Origin of the sequence: Neisseria sp. P0008.S010, assembly GCF_051962715.1 — a bacterium.
GTDB classification, from domain to species: Bacteria; Pseudomonadota; Gammaproteobacteria; order Burkholderiales; family Neisseriaceae; genus Neisseria; species Neisseria elongata.
The window spans coordinates 1-22,965 of sequence record NZ_JBQCVA010000034.1 but is presented as its reverse complement, the minus strand read 5'-3'; the positions used below and the strand labels follow the sequence as shown (position 1 = coordinate 22,965).

Annotated in this window: 17 protein-coding genes and 2 pseudogenes; 7 read left to right on the top strand and 12 right to left on the bottom strand. The window is 57.1% G+C overall.

The genetic code is table 11. The features are described from left to right. Positions 1 to 131: 131 nt before the first annotated feature. Positions 132 to 1,004 (bottom strand): annotated as a pseudogene (locus tag ACTHSL_RS09005) (RnfABCDGE type electron transport complex subunit B); the annotation flags it as partial. Positions 1,005 to 1,228: 224 nt separating this feature from the next. Here ACTHSL_RS09005 and ACTHSL_RS09000 point away from each other — a divergent pair. Together ACTHSL_RS09000 and ACTHSL_RS08995 are read left to right on the top strand one after the other, a co-directional pair. Then, positions 1,229 to 3,022 carry a 2-isopropylmalate synthase gene (locus tag ACTHSL_RS09000; RefSeq protein WP_107970366.1) on the top strand — a complete coding sequence of 598 codons (1,794 nt, stop codon included), beginning with the start codon at positions 1,229 to 1,231 and terminating at the stop codon, positions 3,020 to 3,022. Between the two features lie 4 nt (positions 3,023 to 3,026). After that, on the top strand, positions 3,027 to 3,428 hold the full coding sequence (locus ACTHSL_RS08995; RefSeq protein ID WP_440381141.1) for a hypothetical protein: 402 nt from the start codon (positions 3,027 to 3,029) through the stop codon (positions 3,426 to 3,428). Positions 3,429 to 3,649: 221 nt separating this feature from the next. On the opposite strand, the gene ACTHSL_RS08990 is transcribed toward ACTHSL_RS08995, so the two are convergent. The 4 genes from ACTHSL_RS08990 to ACTHSL_RS08975 all read right to left on the bottom strand — a co-directional run bounded on the left by ACTHSL_RS08990 (position 3,650) and on the right by ACTHSL_RS08975 (position 8,469). Continuing rightward, complete coding sequence (locus ACTHSL_RS08990) at positions 3,650 to 5,245, bottom strand: L-lactate permease (protein WP_440381140.1); 1,596 nt, start codon at positions 5,243 to 5,245, stop codon at positions 3,650 to 3,652. Between the two features lie 316 nt (positions 5,246 to 5,561). After that, the gene (locus tag ACTHSL_RS08985) at positions 5,562 to 7,004 is read right to left on the bottom strand and encodes a LutB/LldF family L-lactate oxidation iron-sulfur protein (RefSeq protein ID WP_440381139.1); all 1,443 of its coding nucleotides are present in this window, start codon (positions 7,002 to 7,004) and stop codon (positions 5,562 to 5,564) included. Continuing rightward, positions 7,001 to 7,702, bottom strand: coding sequence for a LutC/YkgG family protein (locus tag ACTHSL_RS08980; protein WP_440381138.1), 702 nt, complete (start codon positions 7,700 to 7,702; stop codon positions 7,001 to 7,003). Before ACTHSL_RS08980 ends, ACTHSL_RS08985 begins: the two co-directional genes overlap by 4 nt. Continuing rightward, the gene (locus ACTHSL_RS08975; RefSeq protein WP_283113888.1) at positions 7,699 to 8,469 is read right to left on the bottom strand and encodes a (Fe-S)-binding protein; all 771 of its coding nucleotides are present in this window, start codon (positions 8,467 to 8,469) and stop codon (positions 7,699 to 7,701) included. The genes ACTHSL_RS08980 and ACTHSL_RS08975 overlap by 4 nt, the downstream gene beginning before the upstream one ends. 218 nt (positions 8,470 to 8,687) lie before the next feature. On the opposite strand from ACTHSL_RS08975, the gene ACTHSL_RS08970 reads away from it, so the two are divergent. Continuing rightward, positions 8,688 to 9,485: a FadR/GntR family transcriptional regulator gene (locus ACTHSL_RS08970; RefSeq protein ID WP_440381137.1), complete on the top strand. Its 798-nt coding sequence runs from the start codon at positions 8,688 to 8,690 to the stop codon at positions 9,483 to 9,485. Between the two features lie 264 nt (positions 9,486 to 9,749). Here the strand turns inward: ACTHSL_RS08970 and ACTHSL_RS08965 are convergent, their stop codons facing one another. From ACTHSL_RS08965 to tsaE, 3 genes are all read right to left on the bottom strand, one after another. Then, complete coding sequence (locus tag ACTHSL_RS08965) at positions 9,750 to 10,289, bottom strand: hypothetical protein (protein WP_440381136.1); 540 nt, start codon at positions 10,287 to 10,289, stop codon at positions 9,750 to 9,752. A gap of 111 nt (positions 10,290 to 10,400) precedes the next feature. After that, a complete protein-coding gene (locus tag ACTHSL_RS08960; RefSeq protein ID WP_440381135.1) occupies positions 10,401 to 11,708 on the bottom strand; it encodes an N-acetylmuramoyl-L-alanine amidase in 1,308 nt (435 codons plus the stop codon). Next, the gene (gene tsaE / locus ACTHSL_RS08955; protein WP_440381134.1) at positions 11,678 to 12,163 is read right to left on the bottom strand and encodes a tRNA (adenosine(37)-N6)-threonylcarbamoyltransferase complex ATPase subunit type 1 TsaE; all 486 of its coding nucleotides are present in this window, start codon (positions 12,161 to 12,163) and stop codon (positions 11,678 to 11,680) included. Before tsaE ends, ACTHSL_RS08960 begins: the two co-directional genes overlap by 31 nt. Before the next feature lie 199 nt (positions 12,164 to 12,362). Here tsaE and murI point away from each other — a divergent pair, with 199 nt between their 5' ends. After that, on the top strand, positions 12,363 to 13,175 hold the full coding sequence (murI, locus tag ACTHSL_RS08950; RefSeq protein WP_003773081.1) for a glutamate racemase: 813 nt from the start codon (positions 12,363 to 12,365) through the stop codon (positions 13,173 to 13,175). Positions 13,176 to 13,404: 229 nt separating this feature from the next. Here murI and ACTHSL_RS08945 read toward each other — a convergent pair whose 3' ends face one another. Together ACTHSL_RS08945 and ACTHSL_RS08940 are read right to left on the bottom strand one after the other, a co-directional pair. Next, positions 13,405 to 15,219 carry a Wzy polymerase domain-containing protein gene (locus ACTHSL_RS08945; protein ID WP_440381133.1) on the bottom strand — a complete coding sequence of 605 codons (1,815 nt, stop codon included), beginning with the start codon at positions 15,217 to 15,219 and terminating at the stop codon, positions 13,405 to 13,407. Then, positions 15,212 to 15,574, bottom strand: coding sequence for a DUF2069 domain-containing protein (locus tag ACTHSL_RS08940; protein ID WP_070454230.1), 363 nt, complete (start codon positions 15,572 to 15,574; stop codon positions 15,212 to 15,214). Before ACTHSL_RS08940 ends, ACTHSL_RS08945 begins: the two co-directional genes overlap by 8 nt. Before the next feature lie 559 nt (positions 15,575 to 16,133). Between ACTHSL_RS08940 and pcnB the strand changes: the two genes are divergently transcribed. Beyond that, positions 16,134 to 17,474, top strand: a complete 1,341-nt coding sequence (gene pcnB, locus ACTHSL_RS08935) for a polynucleotide adenylyltransferase PcnB (RefSeq protein ID WP_440381132.1) — start codon at positions 16,134 to 16,136, stop codon at positions 17,472 to 17,474. Positions 17,475 to 17,583: 109 nt separating this feature from the next. Next, the gene (locus ACTHSL_RS08930; protein WP_440381131.1) at positions 17,584 to 18,360 is read left to right on the top strand and encodes a ferredoxin--NADP reductase; all 777 of its coding nucleotides are present in this window, start codon (positions 17,584 to 17,586) and stop codon (positions 18,358 to 18,360) included. A gap of 126 nt (positions 18,361 to 18,486) precedes the next feature. Here the strand turns inward: ACTHSL_RS08930 and ACTHSL_RS08925 are convergent. Beyond that, positions 18,487 to 18,596: pseudogene (locus ACTHSL_RS08925) on the bottom strand (IS5/IS1182 family transposase); the annotation flags it as partial. 115 nt (positions 18,597 to 18,711) lie between these two features. On the opposite strand from ACTHSL_RS08925, the gene ACTHSL_RS08920 reads away from it, so the two are divergent. After that, on the top strand, positions 18,712 to 19,125 hold the full coding sequence (locus tag ACTHSL_RS08920) for a glycine zipper domain-containing protein (protein WP_049252156.1): 414 nt from the start codon (positions 18,712 to 18,714) through the stop codon (positions 19,123 to 19,125). Positions 19,126 to 19,202: 77 nt separating this feature from the next. Here the strand turns inward: ACTHSL_RS08920 and smc are convergent, their stop codons facing one another. After that, complete coding sequence (smc, locus tag ACTHSL_RS08915) at positions 19,203 to 22,688, bottom strand: chromosome segregation protein SMC (protein WP_440381130.1); 3,486 nt, start codon at positions 22,686 to 22,688, stop codon at positions 19,203 to 19,205. Between the last annotated feature and the right edge of the window lie 277 nt (positions 22,689 to 22,965).

The window sequence follows — 22,965 nt, the reverse complement described above, 5'->3', positions numbered from 1 at the left end:
CGGTTCGGGTTAAGGGTAAATCTGATTGCAGGACTGGTTAATGCGATGGGATGAATATTTTCGCAAGAGGTCTAATACAAAAGGCCGTCTGAAAACCGATTGTTCAGTTTTCAGACGGCCTTTGGACGTATTCAGATTTCGTCTGCCTGTTCCTGTGCCGCCTTGTATTGCCGCAGCCACTCGATGGCGGCGGCTTTTTCCGTTTCGTTGCCGTATTGCGCGTCGCGCTGGTAGCGGCGGAAGGTTGCCTTTTCCTGAGCCGCCTTGATTTGCGCCTGTTTGAAATGTTCGCGGTTGGACGGTACGCTGCGCTGGGTTTGCTGGGCATTGGCGCGCGCCATGGCCTGCGCAATCAGGTCGGCGGGGTTGAAGGCGGGTTTGGCCGACGGCTGCACGGCGGACGGCGCGGTCGGAACAACCTTTGCGGCGGCGCGGCGGGCGGCTGCTTCCCGTTCGGCACGGTAGGCTTTTTTCTCCGCGTCTTCACGCGCTTTGCGGTTTTCGTGCCGTTCGAAACGCGCTTGCGCATGGGCAGCGGCGGCAAAGCGCGGCGCGGTTTCCCCGCCCGACAGGCTGCGCGATTGCGGCAAATAATCGGCGCCGTTCGGCAGCATGTGGATGCAATCGACGGGGCAGGGGGTGACACACAGGCCGCAGCCGGTACATTCTTCGGCAATCACCGTGTGCATCAGCTTCGACGCGCCCATAATCGCATCAACCGGGCAGGCTCGGATGCAGGCGGTGCAGCCTATGCAGGCTGATTCGTCTATCCATGCCAGGGCTTTGGCTTGGGTTTTGGCGGGCGCAACCGGCGGTTTGCCCAACAGGCCGGCGATGTCCAGCATCACGGTTTCCCCGCCGGGAGCGCACAAATTGACTGCCGCTTCTCCTGCCGCCAACGCGCGCGCATAGGGCAGGCAGCCGTCGTAACCGCATTCGCGGCATTGGGTTTGCGGTAGCAGGCGGTTGATTTGTTCGACGGCGGCAACAGGCATGGCGGGGTACTCGTAACTCGTAAATAAAAGGGGCGTATTTTAACAGATTGATTTGAAAAAATGTTTGCGTTTCTTTTTTGAGAAACATTACTCTATATTAGACAAAAAGTCCTAAAATTTGATTTTAAAATGGATGGTTTGGCATATTTTTAAAAAATTCATTGCTAAAATGTCTAAAAAAAGTATAATCGCCGCTTCTTTGAAGAAAATGCCCGATGACGATTGGACAAAATATGCAACTGAATATCGACCGCTTAATCGCCTATTTCGGCGGTGTAAACGCTCTGGCCGAAGCCTTGAAGCAGCAAGACCCGCAAAATGCCGCCAGCACGGCCGCCATCTACAAATGGCGCACGCGCGGCTCGCTGCCTTTGGCGCAACTGCAAAAGCTGACCGCGCTGGCCGAAGCCCAGGGGCGGCCGTTGGATTTGAACGCCTTTATGCAGCAGCAAACCACCTTGGAGAAAAACACCATGACCACCAGCCAAAACAACCGCGTCATCATATTCGACACCACCATGCGTGACGGTGAACAGTCGCCCGGCGCATCCATGACTAAAGAAGAGAAAATCCGTATTGCCCGCCAGTTGGAAAAAATGGGCGTGGACGTGATTGAAGCGGGCTTTGCCGCCGCCAGCCCGGGAGATTTCGAATCGGTGAACGCGATTGCCAAAATCATCACCAACGCCACCGTCTGCTCGTTGGCGCGTGCCGTTGAAAACGATGTCCGCAAGGCGGGCGAAGCCGTTTCCCCCGCGCCGAAAAAGCGCATCCACACCTTCATCGCCACCAGCCCCATCCACATGGAATACAAGCTGAAAATGAAGCCGCAGCAGGTGATTGATGCGGCGGTGAAAGCGGTGAAAATCGCCAAAGAATATACGGATGATGTGGAATTTTCCGCCGAAGATGCCGTGCGTTCCGATTTGGACTTTTTGGCTAAAATTTTTACGGCGGTGATTGAGGCGGGCGCAACCACCATCAATATTCCCGATACCGTCGGCTACTCCATCCCTTCCGTTTGGTACGAGCGTATCAGCAATATCATCAAAAGCGTGCCCAACAGCGATAAGGTCATCTGGTCCACACACTGCCACAACGACTTGGGCATGGCGGTTGCCAACTCGCTGGCTGCCGTTCAGGCAGGCGTGCGCCAGGTGGAATGCACCATCAACGGTTTGGGCGAACGCGCGGGCAATGCCAGCTTGGAAGAAATTGTGATGGCGTTGAAAGTACGCCACGATTTGTTTGGCTTGGAAACGGGCATCGACACCACGCAAATCGTGCCGGCATCGAAACTGGTGTCCACCATTACCGGCTATCCCGTGCAGCCCAACAAGGCGGTGGTCGGCGCAAACGCCTTCGCGCACGAATCGGGCATCCATCAGGACGGCGTGCTGAAACATCCCGAAACTTATGAAATCATGACTGCCGAATCGGTCGGCTGGGCCACCAACCGCCTGACCTTGGGCAAGTTGTCCGGCCGCAGCGCGTTCCGCAGCAAATTGGCCGAATTGGGCATCGAATTGGAAAGCGAAGAAGCGTTGAATGCCGCGTTTGCCCGCTTCAAAGAACTTGCCGACAAAAAACGGGAAATCTTCGATGAAGACCTGCACGCGCTGGTGTCCGACGAAATGGGCAGCATGAACGCCGAAAGCTACAAATTCATCTCCCAAAAAATCAGCACCGAAACCGGCGAAGAGCCGCGCGCCGACATCGTGTTCAGCATCAAGGGCGAAGAAAAACGCGCTTCCGCCACAGGCTCCGGCCCTGTCGATGCGATTTTTAAAGCGATTGAGAGCGTGGCGCAAAGCGGCGCGACTTTGCAGATTTATTCCGTGAACGCGGTAACGCAGGGCACGGAAAGTCAAGGCGAAACCAGCGTTCGTCTGGCACGCGGCAACCGCGTCGTCAACGGGCAGGGCGCGGATACCGACGTTTTGGCCGCCACGGCCAAAGCCTATCTGGCCGCTTTGAGCAAGCTGGAATTCGGCGAAGAAAAAATGAAGGCGCAAGGTACGGTTTAACGGATTGACGCAAGATGGAGGCCGTCTGAAAGCCGATGTTTTCAGACGGCCTTTTTGGTGGATTGGAAAAGTGGAAACCGAATATGTTTATCACGATGCCGTGCTACTGAAAGCGGCATTGGCGGGCAGGGTGTTCAGCTTGGATGTGTTGCTGTATCCGGTGTATTACCCGGGCGGAAAAGAAGTGCGGCTTGAATTTGAGGGTTGCCGCGATGTTTCCGTGTTCGAGCACTGGCTGCGGCAATATGCCGCCGTTTGTGCCGAGGACGGCGATGACGAATGCGGTTTGAGGGTGGAGGGTTTGGCCATTACCGGCAGGGAGAACGGCCTTTTTACTGCCCGGTTTGCCTGCGATTACCTGCCTGTCTTGCGTTTCAATTTTTCCGTATTGCGGGAGGCCGTCTGAAAGCTTGGGATTCAAGGTTGAAGATCGGACGGGCAATATGCGGCAAATATTGCCTGCCTGTTGTGGGTTGGTTTCTTCATCTATGATGCGAAAAGGCTGACGAGCGGCTGTGGCCGTTTTACGGATGAACTTCAATCTGTCCTATTGCGGCAATCGAAAAGGCCGTCTGAAAATCCCTTTGCGGGGTTTCAGACGGCCTTTTGCCTTATCTGCCTATGGTATTACAGCGGCAGCAGCGGGATAACCAATACGGCCATCAGTGCGGCGATAATACCGTAGAGGAACATCGGAACGACGGTTTTCTTGATAATCGCGCCTTCCGAATTTTTGACGTCCAATACCGAGCACACGGCGATGATGTTGTTGATGCAGACCATGTTGCCCATGGCACCGCCAACCGATTGCAAGGCCAAAATCAGTGTAACCGACAGGCCTGTGTCGATGGCGATTTGCTGCTGAATCGAGCCGAAGGTCAGGTTGGATACGGTGTTGGAACCGGAGAAGAATGCGCCGATCGCACCCAGATAGGATGAGAAGTACACCCAGTGTTGTCCGGCAACGGAAGCAAATTCGCGGCCGATGATTTTCACCATCGAGTTGTCGCCGCCGACCAGCATCAGTTTCACCATAATTAGCGCACCCATCAGGGCCAGCAGCGGTTTTTTGGTTTGGTTGAAAGTGGCGACGTAGAAAGTCCAGGCATCTTTAAATTTGGTTTTGTACAGCACGATGCAGATCCAGACGGTAATTACGAATGGAATCCACGCGGGAACGTACAAGGTTTGGTATTTTTCCGCTACGCCGGAGCCGAAGATGTTGCCGAAGATGATGGTCAGCGATTCGGTAATGGTAATGTCGGACAATCCGGGCAGGGAGAAGGCGAACCAAGGCTCGGTGCTGGTCATCAATCCTTTCAGGCCGATTTGTTTGATGCGCGTTACCACCAGCATGCCGATCAGCATACCCAGCGGTGCCAGTGCTTTGGCCACCGCGCCGAAGGACGGTTTTTCCGCATTCGGGTCTTTCGGGTATTCTTTGCTCAGGCCGATGCCGTGGTTGGCGGCGAATACGGAAATCAACAGGCCGATGGCACCCGCCACCAGCGATGGGAATTCCTCGTTTACCTGTGCCAAGATGACATAAGGGATGGTACAGGAGAGGATAGCAATGTAGATGAAACCGATGTTTTTACGGATTTCCTGCCATGATGTGATGAAGCTCAGGCCGATCAGCGGAATAATGAAGCCGGCGACAAAGTGGATGATGCCGGTTTGTTTGCCGATGGACATGATTTCGTCGTGGCTCAAATTCAGTTGGCCGAAGCCGAACCATGTCGGCGTGCCGACCGCGCCGAACGATACCGGCACGGAGTTCATCACCAAGGTAAAGATGGCGACGCGCAAGGGGTTGAAACCCAGGCTCATCAGGATGGGGGCGGCAATGGCGGCGGGTGTGCCGAAGCCTGACGCACCTTCAATCATAAAGGCAAACGACCAGCCGATAATCATCAGCTGGGCAACAGGGTTGGGGCTGATATTGGCCAACCATTTGCGGATAGTGTCGATACAGCCGGTGGTTTCCATCATGCGGTTGAACATGATGGCGCCGAAAATCACGGTGATCGGTGTGAGGGTGGCGACAAGGCCGGCGGCAACGTTGGCGTTGAGTGCCAAAGCCGGGCTATCGAAATAGAACATTTGGATGAGGTAAATCAGTGCCGCCGTAACGGGCAGTGCGATGTAGGACGGGACGCTGTTTTTCTTCACCATCAGCCAAATCAGCAGCACGATGGGGAAGATGCTTAAAAATAAAGCCATAAATTATCCTTTGCGGACGGGTTGTTGTTGATTTCATATCGCAGTCGATATGCGCTTTGCAGCCTCAGAGCGGTGTCGTGCGGCTGCTTTTCGGACGGCGGATACGGCACGGCGCAGCCTTATCGTATTTGTCTGTCCTCTTCGGACAGGCCGTCTGAAATCCGAACGGTTCGTGCGAACCGTTTTCAGACGGCCTATTGCAGATAACAGGCCGTCTGAAAAATATGGCAAATGAAATTTAATGTATGAATGAAGCAAAGGGGTTTTCTAAACAGGCCGTCTGAAAGCGGTTCAGACGGCCTGTTGTCCTATTTGCCTAACGTTGCTGCTTTTCCTTAATCAGTTCGTGCAGCGTTTTTGCGGCGGGCTTCATCGGTTTGCGGTGATCTGTCCAGCCCAATTGTTTGCCCGGTGTCAGCATACGGAATGTGGTAGCTGCCCAGCCGAAGGCACGATAGGCCTTTTTGCCGCTGAAAATGCCGTTATACGTACGCCAAGCCAGCGTTTCGGCCAAAGTATGCGACGCGCCTTGCCCGCGTATCGGGTGAGCCACTTTTTCGTCGGGCGAGCGTTGGGCTTCTTCGCGCAGGCGGCGCATTTGAGCGGTAATCGGAATTCTTACCGGACAAACTTCGTCACACGCGCCGCACATGGTGCAGGCGGTCGGTAAATCACGAGTGGCATCCAAGCCCAGCAGGTGCGGAGAGATAATTTCGCCGATGGGGCCGGGGTAGGTCGTGCCGTAGGCCGCGCCGCCGATGCGGGTGTAAACCGGGCAGTGGTTCATGCACGCGCCGCAACGGATACATTGCAGGGTACGGCGCATTTGCTCTTCGGCATAGGCCTGACTGCGGCCGTTGTCCAGCAGCACCAAGTGCATTTCCTGCGGGCCGTCGAGTTCGCCGCTGCGGCGCGGGCCGGTAATCATGTTGAAATAGGTCGTAATGTTCTGACCGATGGCCGAACGCGGCAGCAGGCTGTACAAAGGCGGAACGTCCGACAGCTTGGCCACGACTTTTTCAATGCCGGTAATCGCGATATGCACGGGCGGGACGGTAGTGCTCAGGCGGCCGTTGCCCTCGTTTTCGACCAGGCACAGCGTTCCCGTTTCGGCGACGGCGAAATTGACGCCACTCAGGCCGACATCTGCCGTGCGGTATATGTCGCGCAGGGCTTGGCGGGCAAAGCCGGTCAGTTGGTCTACGTCGTCGGTCAGCGGTGTGCCAAGGTTTTGGTGGAACAGTTCGCTGACTTGCTCTTTGGTTTTGTGAATCGCGGGCATCACGATGTGGGTGGGTTTTTCACCCGCCATTTGAACGATGAATTCGCCCAAATCGCTTTCTACCGCTTTCACGCCGTTGTCGGCCAAATAATGGTTCAGCTCGATTTCCTCGCTGACCATGGATTTGCCTTTGACCATCAGTTTGCCGTTGTGCGCGCTGACGATGCCGTGAATGATTTCGCAGGCTTCCGCAGGCGTTTCCGCCCAATGCACTTTCACGCCCAAACGGGTCAGGTTTTCTTCCAGCTGCTCCAATAAGTCGGGCAGGCGGGACAGGGAACGCTGACGGATGTGTTCGCAAAGGGTGCGCAATAATTGCAGTTCTTCTTCGTCCGACAATACGGCCTTGCGTTTGGTCATCAGCATGTCCATGGCCGTGCGCAGGCTTTTGCGCAGGGGTTTGTCGGACAGGGCGTCTTTCGCGTTTTGCTTGAAGGTTTCTGGTTTCGGATGGAAATGTATGGTTTGCGTACTCATGCCGCGTCCTCCAGGTCTGCCGGGTTGATGTGGGGCGGTACGAGTGCGAGTACCACCAAATCGCGCGGGCCGTGCGCGCCGTAGGCTAGGGTCAGTTGGATGTCTGCGGTTTTTGACGGGCCGGATACCAATACGACGTTGGTCGGCATGCCGTCGGCCATTTTTTCCCCGCTCATGGCGTGGTGGAAGGTGTTGTACATTTTTGCCGCATCAAACAGGCAGAAGTGTACCGGCGGAACCAGGCTTTGGCTGCGCGGCTCTTCAACGTCCGGCCACAACATCAGCGTGCCGGTGAGGGCGATGCCGCAGCGGGCGGAGGTAAAGCCTGCGTCGATGTCGGCAAAGTAACTGTCTTTCCAATCTTCAATCGGTTTGCCGAAGGATTTGACTTCGATATCCGAGGCCGTCTGAAAAGCACGTTCGGCGGTTTGGCCGTGCTCGGTCTTCAGGGGCAGCAGGATGTTTTTCAATCCTTTTTCTCCGGCTACGCGGACCATGGTTTGCGGCCAGGTTTCGGGCGTTACCCAGTAGATTTCGGTTTTGACCGCCCGCATGGTTTTCGCCCAGTGTTTCAGGCGTTCGGTTTCGCTGTCCCATTCCTGCGAGGTTTCGCGGTAGTATTCATCTACCTTCGGTTCGATCATCGGGTAGGCGTTGGCCTTTCTCAGTTTGGCCAGGATGTTGTCGCGCGCGCTCATGCTTTGCCCCCCGTGCGTTCCAACAAGAAGGTGGCAATGTGTTTGGGTTTGGGCATGCCGGGTTCGTCTTTGGCGATTTTGCCGCCGATATTCATCATACAGCCCGCATCGGCACTGACGATTTCCACCGCTTCGGTTGCTTTTAAGGAGGCTACTTTGTCGGCCACCATCGCGCCCGAAATGTCAGGCTGCTTGACGGAGAATGTGCCGCCGAAGCCGCAGCATTCGCTTTCATGGTCGTGGACCACGCGTTCGACGTTTTTCAGGCTGTCTATCAGTTTCCAGCCGGTGAGGTGCACGCCCATTTCGCGCCGTGCGCCGCAGGAGGTGTGAACGGCTACTTTGATGTTGTCGCCTTTGTCTTCGGGCGTATAGCCGATATCCAGCAGGAAGTGGGTGAATTCGACCACGCGGTCGGCCACTTTTTGCGCTTGCGATTCATACCGGCTGCCTTTGAATACGTCCGGCCAGTGGTGTTTCATCATGCCGCCGCAGGAACCGGAAGGCACGACTATCGGCCAGTTTTCGGGGAACAGATCCAGTTGGGCTTTGGCGATTTCAAAGGCTTCTTTCGGATGCCCCGATGTGAAGGCGGGTTGGCCGCAGCAGCTTTGCGCCATCGGGAAATGCACGCGGATGCCTTGCTGCTCGATCAGCGTAATCGCATCCATGCCCGCTTCGGGCATGAAAATGTCCAGCAGGCACGTGCCGAAAAAATACACATCGGCAGGTTTGCTTCCGACAGTGGGTTCGGTATTTGTGTTCATGGTTTGGCTTTTGGTTTGTGTTTTGGTAAATTGGTCGGACCAATTTTATTGGAGTAGGGTTACTTTAAGTAATCTTATGTAAGCGGTCAAGTGGCACGTGGTTTTTTATGTTTTTAACCTGATAAAAAAATAAGGTTTTTGCGGAAAATTAAGTAAAATTAACGACAATCAGGCCGTCTGAAAAATCTGTCGGGCGGCCATACGCGGAGGAAGGTGTGATGCAGAAGGAAAAAACGGTCGGCAGGCAGTGTGCCGGAGCACAGATTGCCGATATTCTTGAGGAACGGATTTTGCAGAATATTTATCCGGTGGGCGGGAAGCTACCTCCGGAACGGCAGTTGGCGGAAGAGTTCGGTGTGTCGCGCCAATCGTTGAGGGCGGCTTTGCGGATTTTGTCGGCGCGCGGGATGCTTTATGCGCGGCAGGGGGACGGACATTATGTTTCCGCGCGGGTGAGTCAGGCTTTGCAACTCGGTTGGGAGGAGGTGGCCGGCAGGCACGATATGGCCGACGAGGTATTGGATTTCCGCCGCAGTGTGGAGGGTTTGCTTGCAGGTTTGGCGGCGCAGCGGCGGACGGAAGCGGATTTGCAGCGTCTGCGCTATTGGCTTGCGGAGCTGGAGTCGGCTTACGGGCAGCATGATTCGGAACGGCAGGCGGCGGCCGATGCGGCGTTTCATCAGGTTGTGGCGGAATCGGCACATAATGTGATGTTCACGCGCTTGTCGGAGAGTTTGTTGCGTTTGCTGAAGGGGCATACGCGGCGTAATTTGGCCAATATGTTTGCCGCCAACCGTTACGCGCAGTTGTCGGAACAGCATGAGGCGATTTTCCGCGCCATCGAGAGGCAGGACGCATCGGCGGCGCAACGGGCGGCAGAAGCCCATTTGGATTATGTTCGGCGCAGTTTGCACGATGATGCGGAACGGGCGGCGCGCGAGGCTGTGTCGGCGGCTTTGGCCGAGAATGACGTTCAGGGCGTGTTTGTCGAAACTGTTGCGGGCGGTGGGAAATGATGGAGGCCGTGCGGCAATGTTGCGCCGGCACAGGTTGGCCGGGCTGTTGGGTGGCGTTGTTTTATCCGAACTGAAAGGCAGTAATTTCTAAAGTAGCGGAAACGTCTGCCCAATTGGCTTTATTAGGTTTCAATGTTCTGCGGTTCGCCGTTTGGACGAATATTGGTTAATCCGTTGCGGCTGATTTGCCGGATAATGCGGAAAGGCCGTCTGAAAACTGCTTGGAACAGTTTCCAGACGGCCTTTTTTGATAGTGGCACGGGATTATTTCAAACTTTCCTTCAAGCCTTGTATCTTGTCCTGGAATAAGGTTTCGTCGAGGTTCAGTCCTTGTGCTTTGGCTACCGTGGCGAACTCCTGCATGCCGGCCAAAATATCCTGGCCGCCCGCACGCATATCGTTTTGGGCGGACAGCATTGTACTTTGGCTGTTGAAGTCGGCATTGATTGCGGTTCTCAAGCCATTGCCCATTTTTTCAAAACCTCCGGCCAGTTTGTTTTGGATGGAGCGGCCTTCGTCGCTTTTCAGTTTGAGGGCTTTGAGTTTGGGGGCGACTTTTTCTGTGAGGGCGAGCTGATCGCGCAAAACGCCGCGGACATCTTCTTCATTCTTCGCCTGGCTGATGCGTTGCCGGTATTCGGCTTCCAGATTCGGGTGGAATCCGGCATCTTTCAATGCGCCGGCAATGGAGATTAAGTCGGATTGCTGCGGATTGCCGCAGGCGGCAAGTGCGGCGATGCTGCCGATAATCAGCAGGAAACGGCTGATTGTGCGGGTGATTTGGGAGAGGATTTTATTTTGCATGATGATTTCTTTCTCAGTAAGGATAAGGCGGGGCGTTATTGTAACGGAAGGCTGGAAAAAATACAGGCCGTCTGAAAGAGGATTTTCAGACGGCCTGTTGTCCGTTGATGTTTAACGTCTGGCCAATACGGCTCCGGCGAGGTAGGAACGTATGCCGGCGGTAATCGCGTCGGCGCACTGGCGGCGGAAGACCATGCCGCTGAGTTTGCGCTCTTCTTCCGGATTGGAGAGGAAGGCGGTTTCCACGAGGATGGACGGGATGTCGGGCGCGCGCAGGACGGCGAAGTTGGCCTGATCGATGTCGCCTTTGTGCAACTTGTTGTATTTGCCCAATTCGTTCAGCACTTTTTTGCCCAAAATCGCGCTGTCTTTGTTGGTAACGGTTTGGGTCATGTCGAGGATGGTGCTGTCGATGTCTTTATTGCCGCCGGTTTTGACGCCGCCGATGGCGTCGGCATTGTTTTGCGTTTGCGCGAGGAATTTGGCTGCGGCGCTACTGGCACCTTTGGTGCTGAGGGTGTAAACACCGGTGCCGCGCGCACTGGGGCTGGTGAATGCGTCGGCGTGGATGGAGATGAAAAGGTCGGCGTTCAGTTTGCGCGCTTTGGCCACGCGTACGCCCAGCGGGATGAAAACGTCTTCGTTGCGTGTCATATAGACTTTGTAGCCCATACCTTCCATGCGTTTTTTGGTTTCGCGCGCAATGGAAAGGACGACGTCCTTCTCGCGCAGGCCGCTCTTGCCGATGGCGCCGGGGTCTTCGCCGCCGTGGCCGGGGTCGAGCACGATAATCGGCTGGCGGTGATGCTTGCGGTCGGTTGGCGGAGGGGGCGGGGTATCGTCCGGCGTTTTGGTCGTTTTCGGCGGCTTCGATACTTCGGGGGGCGGCTGCACCGGCGGTGTGCCGCTGCCTGTGCCTTGGTTGCTGATTTTGCCTTTCGAGTAGTCTTCCAACAGTGCCATCAGCGGGTCGTTGGCATCTTGGGCGTGCATCGGGTAGAGGTCGGCCACCAGGCGGTGTTTGAAGTTGGCCACGGGCGCGAGGGTGAAAAGCTGCGGATTGACGTCGGTTTTCAGGTCGATGACGATGCGTACGGTGTCGGCGGTGTTTTGACCGACGCGGATGATGCCGATATAGGGGTCGCTGCGTTGGACTTTGCTGTTGATGCTCTGCAAAACTTCATTAAGCTGTACGCCTTTGAGGTCGAGTACGAGGCGGCGCGGGTTGTCGAGGGTGAAGTAGTTGTATTGCAGCTTTTCCGTCGATTCCAGCGTGATGCGGCTGTAGGCGTTGGCCGGCCAGATGCGGACGGCGACAAACTGCGGGGCGGCTTTGGCAAAAGCCGCCGGTGTAACGGTAAACAGCAGGCCTGCGGCGGCGCTGCGGACTATTTGGCGGCGGGTAAATTTTTTATCCATGCTTCTAAACTTCTCTGGCCGTTTGCGGTTTGTGCGGATAGGGCGGCATTGCGGCCGTTGGCGCAATGCGTCAGGGTGAGTGTTAGGTCGGCGGGCGGGGTGAAGTTTCCGCCTTTTTGCGGCCACTCTATCAGGCAGACGGTGTTGCCGCCGGTCAAATCGTCCAGCCCCGCGTCTTCCCATTCCTCCGGCGCGGAGAAGCGGTAGAGGTCGAAGTGGTGCAGGGTAAAGCGGGGCAGGGGGTAGGATTCGACGATGGCGTAGGTGGGGCTTTTGACCGCACCTTCAAAACCGAGCGCGCGCAGCAGGCTGCGGGTGAAGGTGGTTTTGCCCGCGCCCAATCCGCCTTCGAGCCAAACCGTCAGCGGTGCGGAGAGGCCGTCTGAAAACGCGGCCGCGAAAGCGGCGGTGGCGGTTTCATCCGGCAGGAAAACGGGCGTGTGGGAAACGGACATGTCGGCCTGACCTGAAAAAAGCACGGATTATGCGTCAAACCGTCGCCCTTGCAAACCTTTGAAACGGCAGAAACGGCAAAAATACCCGTATTTCCCGACAAGCGGCAGGCAAACGGCGTGAAAGGCGTTTAGGCACGGAAGCGGTTTGGTATAGAATGCGCGTTTTCTTTTTTCAGACGGCCTCTTTCGGCTGATTGTTATGAATACACCCAACCAACGCCCCATCGGCGTTTTTGATTCCGGCGTCGGCGGCCTGACCAACGTGCGCGCCCTGATGGAACGCCTGCCGCTGGAAAACATTGTTTATTTCGGCGACACCGCCCGCGTGCCCTACGGCGTGAAGTCGCGGGCGACCATCGAAACCTTTACCGCCCAAATCGTCGGCTTCATGCTCGAACACGACGTAAAGGCACTTGTCATCGCCTGTAACACCATCGCGGCCGTGGCCGGGCATAAAGTACGGCAGATGGCGGGCAATATGCCGGTTTTGGACGTAATCAGTGCCGGGGCGCAGGCGGCGTTGGCCACCACGCGCAACAACCACATCGGCGTGATTGCCACCAATACCACGGTAAACAGCAACGCCTACGCGCGCGAAATCCACCGCCGCAATCCCGCCGCGCGCGTGCAATCGCAGGCCTGCCCATTGTTTGTGCCGTTGGTGGAGGAGGGCTGGCTGGATCACGAAGTTACCCGCCTGACCGCGCGGGAATATCTGAAGCCGCTGTTGGCCGAAGACGTGGACACGCTGGTGTTGGGCTGTACCCACTATCCGCTGCTCAAGCCGCTGTTGCAGCAGGAAGCACCGCAGCTGCAACTGGTCGATTCGGCACTGACCACCGCCGAAGCCGTCGCCCAAGCCTTGCAGGCCGAGGGTCTGCTTAACGACGGCACGGGGCAGACCGCCGATTACCGTTTCTATGTCAGCGATATCCCGCTGCGTTTCCAAACCATAGGCGAACGCTTTTTGGGGCGCAGTTTGCAGCAGATTGAAATGGTGTCGCTGGGCTAGGGTTTGAGTTGGCCGCTGCGGTTTCCGCATCCGTTCACTAATAAAAGCGGCAAATTCGAGGTGTCCGACCTTAACTGCGGTTTTTGCCTTGAATTTGCCGCTTTTTAGCCAAAATCCGCTTGAAAACCGGCGGTCAATAACTCTTGGGCTGTTGGTGTTTGTTTGACAAAGAGGCCGTCTGAAAAACCCGTATCGCAGGTTTTCAGACGGCCTCGATTTTGTATTGCGCCTACTGCACTTCAGGCCTCGGGCAGCTTTCGGTGCGCGGTTTGAGTTTCTGATAGGCCTCGCAGGCGCGGTAGAGGTCGGGGTAGAGGTTTTTGAAATACGGCGAGGCGTGGATTTGCTTCGCGTAATAGTTCAGCGAAGAAGGGTAGTAGTGATAGAGTTTTTCCAGCCATTCGGCCGCTTTTTCGGTATTGCCCTCGCGGTATTCGTAGAGGGCGTATTGATAGGCGGTGGCGTAGGGGCGGTGCCGCAGGGCGCGTTTGGCCGCTTCGGCCGCCCAGGGGCGAATTTTCGGATCGAAGGGCGTGCCGCGGCGGGTCAGCGAGAGGTCGGCGTAGTAGGCCAGCAGCGGTTCGGTACGCGCGATGCGTTCCAATCCCGAAACTTTGCGGACGACTTCTTCGGCGGTGTCGGTTTTCACATGGCGGTCGAATTTCACCAAATCGTTGTAGACGAAGCCGAGTTTGACGATGCCGCAGATGATGAGGAAGGCGGAGGCGGCAGGCAGCATGGCTTTGATGCCGTAGCCCGTCCGAATGCGGGTTTCAGACGGCGTGATGCTCATCATGACGGCAAAGGCGGTTAGGAAATAGATGTACCACAACGGGTATTCCAACATGCTGTGGCACAGGCTGACGGTCATCAGCGCGAGCGGCAGCATGCTTTCGGCGGAAGCAGGCCGTCTGAAATACGGCCATATCACCCACAGCGCGCCGCCGAACACCAGCAGCGTGCCGACTAGCCCCATTTCGGCCAACAGCTGCAAAACGATGTTGTGCGAATGGGTAAACAACACACTGATGCCGTTTGGGCTGAAACCGTTGGGGAAACTGCCGGCAAGGAAGCCCTCGAGGGGATAGCTGTCCCAGCCGTGCCCCCACAGCGGCGCATCTTGGAACACGCGCCAGGCGTTGCGCCATTCGAGGTCGCGGGCGGACATGGCGAAAGAGCTGCCCTCCATCCGCTGCAAGGCGGTTTCCACCTGACTGATGCCTAGCCAGCCCAAGACGGCGTTCAGTGAAAACTGCACCGCCACCACCATGCCCAACGCAAACAAAGTAATCAATAGCAGGCGGTTGCCTCCGCGCCCCTGCCGCCACCGCCAAAACAAGGCCAGCAGGCCGACGGCGGCCACATACAGCAAAATCGTGCGCGAATTGACCAAGCCCATCGTGCCCGACAGGAACAGCACCGCCGCTGCGCCGAGCAGGGCGTGCAGGCGGCGTTGCGACCACAACCACGCCGCCGAAAGCAGGCCCCACATCAGGTAATGCCCCAAATGATTGCGCTGGCCGAGCTGGCCGGTAATATTGTTTTTCGCCCCCAAGGCCAGATAACCCGTGAAATGGCTTGTCCAACCCGCATACTGCATCACCGCCACCGCCGCCTGCAGGCAGCCGCCGATCAGCAGAACCCAGGCCAGCGCGGCGGTAACCCGTTCCTGTCCCAGCGAGGCTGTCCAGCCCCGGCAGGCCCATGCCGCCAGCGACAGCACGACGAACGCCCAGGCCGCCATATCGCTCATGCCTAGATAATCCAGCCCCATCACCCGCGCCTGTACATGCCAAAAGGCCGCCAGCAAGAGGAAATACACCGTTCCGCGCGGCGGCAATACATTCAGACGGCCTGTGGCGAAAGTCAGCAGCACCAGCAGCAGCGCGAACACCAGCGAACCGCTTTCCAAATAAAAACTGCTCAAAGGGCCGACGCGCAAAATCGATAAAAACGGCACCGCCGCAATCAGGAAAAAGGCGGACAACAGCCAGGCAAACGCCCACGCGCCGCCCTTGTTGGTCAGGGAAAAATCATCACGCATGAGTACGCTCCCGAATCCGTTTCACATACAGCAGGCAGGAAACGAAATACAGCGAACTGAGCACCACCGCCCCCGCCGCACACCACCGTCCGGCGGGTGTATGGTCAAACAAACGCATCACCGCCTCGGCGAAATACAGCAGAATCATCATGCACGACCACTGAAACGTATACACGCGGCCTTTCAATACCCCCGCCAGCGGCAGGCATAAGGGCAAAGCCTTCAAAGCCAGCCAGGAGCCGCCCTCGCGCAACGGCGCGAACCACAATTCCCAGGCCAGGCACAGCGCAATCAAGGCCGACAGGCTGAACACCGCCAAACGCTGCGGCAGAAGGGCATGATTGGTTTTATCCATTTTTCAAATCTTTATATCCATAACGGTTGCGGACAGGCCGTCTGAAAACCCCGCCTGCGCAGAGGGTGCGGCAGCTGCGTATGCCCGAACGGGGCTTCCGCAGGAGTCGCGCGATTGTTGCGAAAGTTAAAATGAAACTGACGGACGGCGGATTGCAGTCCTGCCGATGGCGGGAAAAGCATGAAACGCAGCGTCCGCAGCGAGGCGCGCATTATAGGCTAAGGCCGTCTGAAAACGAAGCATCTGCAGCGGGGCGCAGTTCGGGGCGGGCAAGGTTGCTGCGCCTTCTGCGCAGGCGGGGTTTTCAGACGGCCTGTTTCAATTCCCGCCATGCAGCAGGTATAATGCGGCCTATTTTCAACTAAGGCCGTCTGAAACCTTTGCCGAACATTGTGCGCGCACAAGATTGGGCAAAGGTTTTATTCGGAAAAACGACCGCGCCGCCCGTCGGCGTTCCGGCGTATGGAAACCCCGCTTCCCGGCTTGAGCCGCGGTTTGGCCTTGCCGCCGCGTTTCCCGCCGAAGCAGTGTTTCAGGCGGCCTGCTTCACGGAATCCCTATGCTGAAAAAACTTTGGCGCAAAGTGGCGGGCAAACCCGCCGCCGAAGCCGTCAAAACCGTCCTGCCGTTCGAGCGGCACGGCTTTACCGCCGACCACATCAGCTTCGCCGCCGAAAAAGTCGTCTCACGCCTGCAACAGGCCGGCTATGAAGCCTATGTGGTCGGCGGTGCAGTGCGCGACCTCCTGATCGGCGCGGAACCGAAAGACTTCGACGTCGCCACCAATGCCACGCCCGAAGAAGTCCGCGCCGTCTTCCGCCGCAGCCGCATCATCGGCCGCCGCTTCCGCATCGTCCACGTCATGGTGGGGCCCGAAACCATCGAAGTCACCACCTTCCGCGGCGGTGGCAAAGCAGTGCAGAACGAGCAGGGTCGGATTATGAAGGACAACACCTACGGCACGCTGGCCGAAGACGCGGGTCGGCGCGACTTCACCTGCAACGCCCTCTATTTCGACCCCGTGAAAGGCGAAATCATCGATTTCCACAACGGCATCGAAGATGTCAAAGCCCGCAGGCTGGTGATGATAGGCGACCCGGCCGAACGTTATCAGGAAGACCCCGTCCGCATCCTGCGCGCCGTCCGACTGGCGGGCAAACTCGGCTTTACGGTGGAAGAACGCACCGCCGCGTCGATTGCCAAATACGCAGGCCGTCTGAAAGAAGAGCCGCCCGCCCGCCTGTTTGACGAAATCATGAAACTCCTCTTTTCAGGCTACGCCCGCCGCTGCCTCGACCAGTTTCACACATTGGGCATAGACACCCCCATCCACCCGCTGCTCGACGCATTGCAGCAGGCATCGCGCAGCGGCAGGCCGAACATGGTAACCGCCTCCCTGAAAAACACCGACGAACGCCTGCGCGCCGACAAATCCGTTTCCGTCGGCTTCGTCCTCGCCGCCCTGATGTGGGAACCGCTCAACGGCTATTGGCAAAAACGCATGGAACGCGGCGAAAAAGCCGCCCCCGCCCTGACGGAAGCCATTGCCGAACTGCGCGAAACCATGGAAAAAGGCTGGGGCGTGCCGCAAAAATACGCCGCCACCATGCGCGAAATCTGGGTATTGCAGCCCCAGTTCGACAGCCGCCGCGGCGCACGGCCGCACCGACTGCTGGCGCAGGCACGGTTCCGCGCCGCCTACGACTTCCTCATGCTGCGCGCCCAGCTCGGCCAAGCCGCCCGCGAACTGGCCGACTGGTGGACGACATTCCAACATGCCGACGAAACCGAACGTGCCGCCATGACCGCCGCCGCCCCGCAAAACCCGCACGAAGGCACGAAAAAACGCCGCCGCCCGCGCAAACGCAAAAAAAGCGGCAACGCCGCCGCCGAAGCCTGACTTCGGCCGACAGACAAAGGCCGTCTGAAAACCGATTTTCCGCAAACTGTCTTTCAGACGGCCTCAAATACCCTTCCAACCGATTAACCTTATTTACAGGAAACCCAAAATGGCAGCCTACAACATCCAAAAAGTCCTGTCCGTACACCACTGGACGGACGCCTATTTCACCTTCACCTGCACCCGCGACGAATCCCTGCGTTTTGAAAACGGCCAGTTCGTCATGGTCGGTCTGATGGTGGACGGCAAACCGCTGATGCGCGCATACAGCGTCGCCAGCGCGAACTACGAAGAACACCTCGAATTTTTCAGCATCAAAGTGCAGGACGGCCCCCTGACCAGCCGCCTGCAACACCTCAAAGTCGGCGACGAAGTCCTCATCAGCAAAAAGCCCACCGGCACACTGGTAGCCGGCGACCTCAATCCCGGCAAACACCTCTACCTGCTTTCCACAGGCACAGGCATCGCCCCCTTCTTGGCCATTACCAAAGACCCCGAAATCTACGACATGTTTGAAAAAGTGATTTTGGTGCACGGCGTGCGGTACAAAAAAGATTTGGCCTATTACGACCGCTTCACCAAAGAATTGCCGAACGACGAATACCTGGGCGAAATGATCCGTGAAAAACTGATTTACTACCCCATTGTTTCCCGCGAAGACTACGAACACCACGGCCGCCTGACCGACCTAATGGAAAGCGGCAAGATGTTTGAAGACATCGGCCTGCCCAAAATCAACCCGCAGGACGACCGCGCCATGCTGTGCGGCAGCCCCGCAATGCTGAAAGACACCCGCCGCGTATTGAACGATTTCGGCCTGGTCGAATCGCCCAAAGTCGGCGTGCGCGGCGATTTCCTGATTGAACGCGCGTTCGTCGATCAGTAAGCCGCCTCAGCCGTATAGGCCGTCTGAAAAAACGCCGCCCCGAAACCGCATTCCGGCTTCGGGGCGTTTGTATTGCAAAAACAACGCACACAATACTGTTAATTCCCGCCGCCGCCAAACAGAATGCATGTATAGTGAATTAAATTTAAACCAGTACAGTGTTGGCTCGCCTTGCCGTGCTATTTGTACTGTCTGCGGCTCGCCGCCTTGTCCTGATTTAAATTTAATCCACTATATAACGATAACATTTGTTTACGCTATTTTTCCTCAATCGGGCGAAAGGCAAACAAAGGGCTGACTATAATGTAAGCAATTCCGGCACCTGCCGTGTTTCCACGAAAGGACGAAACAATGACCATGAAACCACTTATGGCAGTATTACTCGCCGCCAGCCTCTCCTTCCCCGCCATCGGCGCGGAAGCGCGGGGTACGGCAAACCAGAAGAAAGCCACCCTTGCCGGCGCGGCGGCAGGCGCGGTCGTAGGCGGCCTGCTGGGTAACGACGGACAAAGCGCGATTATCGGCGCAGTGGCGGGCGGATTGGCGGGCAACGCCTATGCCTACCACAATAAAAAAATGAACCAAAAAGACGGCGACATCGCTTGGCGCGACCAACGTTACCGCGAAGCCCGCCGCTATGGTTACGATTACGGCGACCCTTACTACCGCGAGGCGCGTTATAAAAAGGGCAAACACCACTATCATCGCAAATACCGAGACTGGGATGATGATTACGATGATTGGGACGATTACGACGACGATTAAATCCGCCGTGTAAATATCTGAAGAAAGGCCGTCTGAAATATATTTTCAGACGGCCTTTTGTGTGCCGGAAAACCCTGTCAGGCCGGCTCCGCCATTTCCAACGCCTGCTTGATGTCCACGGCGACGACGCGCGAGACGCCTTTTTCCTGCATGGTTACGCCGACCAGCTGCTCCGCCATTTCCATGGTCAGGCGGTTGTGGGAGATGTAGAGGAACTGGGTTTGTGCCGACATTTCTTTGACCAGGTTGCAGAAACGCGAGGTGTTGGCGTCGTCCAGCGGGGCGTCGACTTCGTCCAGAAGGCAGAAGGGGGCGGGGTTGAGGCTGAACAGGGCGAACACGAGGCTCATGGCGGTGAGGGCTTTTTCGCCGCCGGAGAGGAGGTGGATGGTGCTGTTTTTCTTGCCGGGCGGGCGCGCCATGATGGACACGCCGGCGGTCAGGAGGTCGTCGCCTATCATTTTGAGGGTGGCTTCGCCGCCGCCGAACAGGGTCGGGAAGAAGGTTTGGACTTTGCCGTTGACGGCGTCGAAGGTTTCTTTGAAACGCGCTTTGGTTTTGTCGTCGATTTGGGCGATGGCTTCTTCCAAAAGGGTGATGGCGGCCTGCACGTCTTCGCTCTGGCTGCGGTAGTAGCCGTCGCGTTCGCGCGCTTCTTCGAGTTCTTGCAGGGCGGCGAGGTTGACGGCGCCGAGGGCTTCGATTTGCTGGGTGAGGCTGCCGATGCTGCTGTTCAACACTTTCGGCGATTCTTTCGCCAACGCTTCGAGCGCATCCAAATCGGCGGCGCGTTCGGTCAGGTTTTGATGGTAGCGTTTGGCGTTGATCAGGGCTTCCTGCTGCTGCAACAGGGCGGTTTGGGTGGCGGCCTGAAGCTGCGGCAGCTTGGTTTGCAGGGTTTGTACGCGGGCGTATTGCTCCCTGCCCTGCTCCTGAATCTGCGCGAGTTTTTCCTGCACGGCGATGTATTCTTCGTCCAGCGTGTGCACGGCTTCGGTCAGCTCGTCGAGCTTGATGTGCTGCTCGTCGTTTTGGAACTCGGTTTCATAGGCGAGGGCAAGCTCTTGTTGGCGTTCCTGCCAGTCCAGGGTTTGCTGTTCGAGCCGGGCGATTTGCTGCTGGTAGTTTTGTTTTTGCTGGTTGAGTTTGTGGACGGCGACTTCGGCCAGCCCGTATTGGCGGTTGGCTTCCAACAGGGCAAGCTGCGCCTGTTTCAGACGGCCTTGCTGCTCTTGGCGGCTGTGCGCGGTGGTTTGCTGCTGGTGTTCGAGTTCGGCGGCGGCTTCCTGCAAAGTAACGATGTCGTCTGAAAGACCGTCGGACGTGTGTTGCAACACGGTCTGCTCTTCCGCCAACTGCGCCAGTTCGCGCTCGATGTGTTCGCGGCGGATTTGCCCTTGGTTGGTGCGCGCCAGAAGTTCGGCGGCGCGTTGCTGCGCCTGGCTGTATTGGCGCGTGTGCTGCTGTTGCTGCTGCATCAGGTTTTTATGTTGCACTTCGGACGAGCGCACGGCGGCTTCCGTCTGTTTGAACGCGGCTTCGGCGGCGGAGAGTTCGGGGGCAAGTTTTTCCAGTTCGGACGCGATACCGTCGAGGCGCGCTTTTTGGGCAATCAGGCTTTCCTGCGCGGGTTTGGCATAGAGCAGGACGCTGACTTTGTCGACCTGATGGCCTTCGGGCGTAAGCCAGATTTGGTGTGCGCCCAAATCGCTTTGATGCGCGAGGGCGTAGCTCAAATCGGGCGCGCACAATACGCCGTCGAGCCAGTGGTGCAACGCCGTCTGAAACGGCGGCTGCGCTTGGATTTGGTTCAGCAATGCCTGTACGGGCAGGGATTTTTTGATGCCGCCGGAGAGGTCGTCTGAAAGCCATGCCGCCTGTCCCTGCGGCAAAGGTGCGGGCGGCACGAAGCCGTGCGGCACGCTACGGGCGTGCAGGCGTTCGGCAAGAATGACGGACAAGGCGTGCTGCCACTCGGCGGGCGCGGTGATGTGTTGCCACAGTTGCGGCGCGGCGGCGTAGTCGGTTGCCTGCCAGAAGTCGGCGGCTTCCTGCTGTTGCGACAGGATTTGCGACAACGCCTGCTGCTGCGCCTGCAAGGTGATGTGTTGCTGCTTCAGGCTTTGGAAGCGGCTCGAGGTCGTCTGAAACGCCTCGCGGGCGGCGTGTAAGGCTTCTTCGGCAGCAATGATTTGTTCTTCGTAATGCTCTTGCTGGCTTTGCAACAAGGCGGCGGCTTCCTGCGCGGCGGCGGTTTCGGCTTCGTCAGGCAGGTTCAGGGCTTGGTTTTCCTGTTTCAGACGACCTTTGCGCTCTTCGTGCTTGGCAACAGTTTGTCCGGCATGGGCAAGCTGCTGCTGCTTCAACGCCAGTTCGCGGCGGATACGGTTTGCCTCGTCCTGCTGGGTTTGGAAGGCGGCGTTGAGCGTGGCTTGGGCTTCTTCCAATTCGGGCAGACGCTCTTCGTGTTCGGCAACCTGCATCGCCCATTCCGCCAACTCGGTTTGCTTTTCTTCGGCCTGCAACTCGTTTTCTTCAAGCTGTACGCGGATTTGCTGCTGCTCCTGATGGATGCGCTGCATCTGCGCCTGCGCCGCCTGTTTGTCGCGTTCGATGCGTTGGTGCAGGTTTTGCTGATGGCGGATTTGCTCTTCCAAACGGGCAATCTGCTCGCGCAACACGCTGCGTTTGTTGCTCAATTCGTGCACCGCCTGTTGCTGCGACTGTTCGGCGGTCTGCAAGGCGTGTACTTCGTCGTTTAACGCCTGAACCTGCGCGGCGGTTTCGTCCTGCTGCGCCTGCAAAGACTGATGCTGCGCGGTCGCCTTGTCGGCGGCGGCAAGAGATTGCTGCCATTGGGCGTAATCGAGCAAATCCTGTTGCTGGTTCAACTGCGCGGTCAGGGATTTGTAGCGTTCGGCAGTTTCCGCCTGTTTTTCCAGCTTTTCCACCTGACGCGCCAACTCGTTCTGCAAATCGCCCAAACGCTGCAAATGCTCGCGCGTGTCTTTCAGACGGCCTTCCGTCTCCTTGCGGCGTTCCTTATATTTGGACACGCCCGCCGCCTCCTCGATATAGGCGCGCAACTCCTCCGGCCGCGCTTCAATGATGCGCGAAATCATCCCCTGCTCGATAACGGCATAACCGCGCGCGCCCACGCCCGTACCCAGAAACAAATCAGTAATGTCGCGGCGGCGCACGGTCTGATTGTTGATGAAATAAGTCGATTCGCCCTGACGCGTCAGCTGCCGCTTGATGCTCACCTCGGCATACTGTCCCCACGCCCCCTGCAAACTGTGGTCGCTGTTGTCAAACACCAGCTCCACCGAAGCCCTCGGCGCAGGACGGCGCGTCGCCGCACCGTTAAAAATCACGTCCTGCATACTCTCGCCGCGAAGCTGCTTCGCCGAAGCCTCACCCAACACCCAGCGCACCGCGTCAATCACATTCGACTTGCCGCAGCCGTTCGGCCCGATAACCGCAACAAGCTGCCCCGGAACATGAATCGTGGTCGGGTCGGTAAAAGATTTGAAGCCGGAGAGTTTGATGTGGGTCAGGCGCATGGGACAAGGACGGGGAGAAAAGCGGAGTATTCTAAATGAAAACAAAAAATCTGTCAGATAACAGGAGTTTCGAGTGTTGAGTCTGGAGGTTGGATAATATGGTAATAATATTATGAAGAATTTTTACAGAATAATCGGTTGTCTGTAAGAAACTGTTGGTTAGTTTGGAGAGATATTGTAAGAACCGGTAGCGTTGTTTATATTAGACCTCTTGCGAAAATATTCATCCCATCGCATTAACCAGTCCTGCAATCAGATTTACCCTTAACCCGAACCG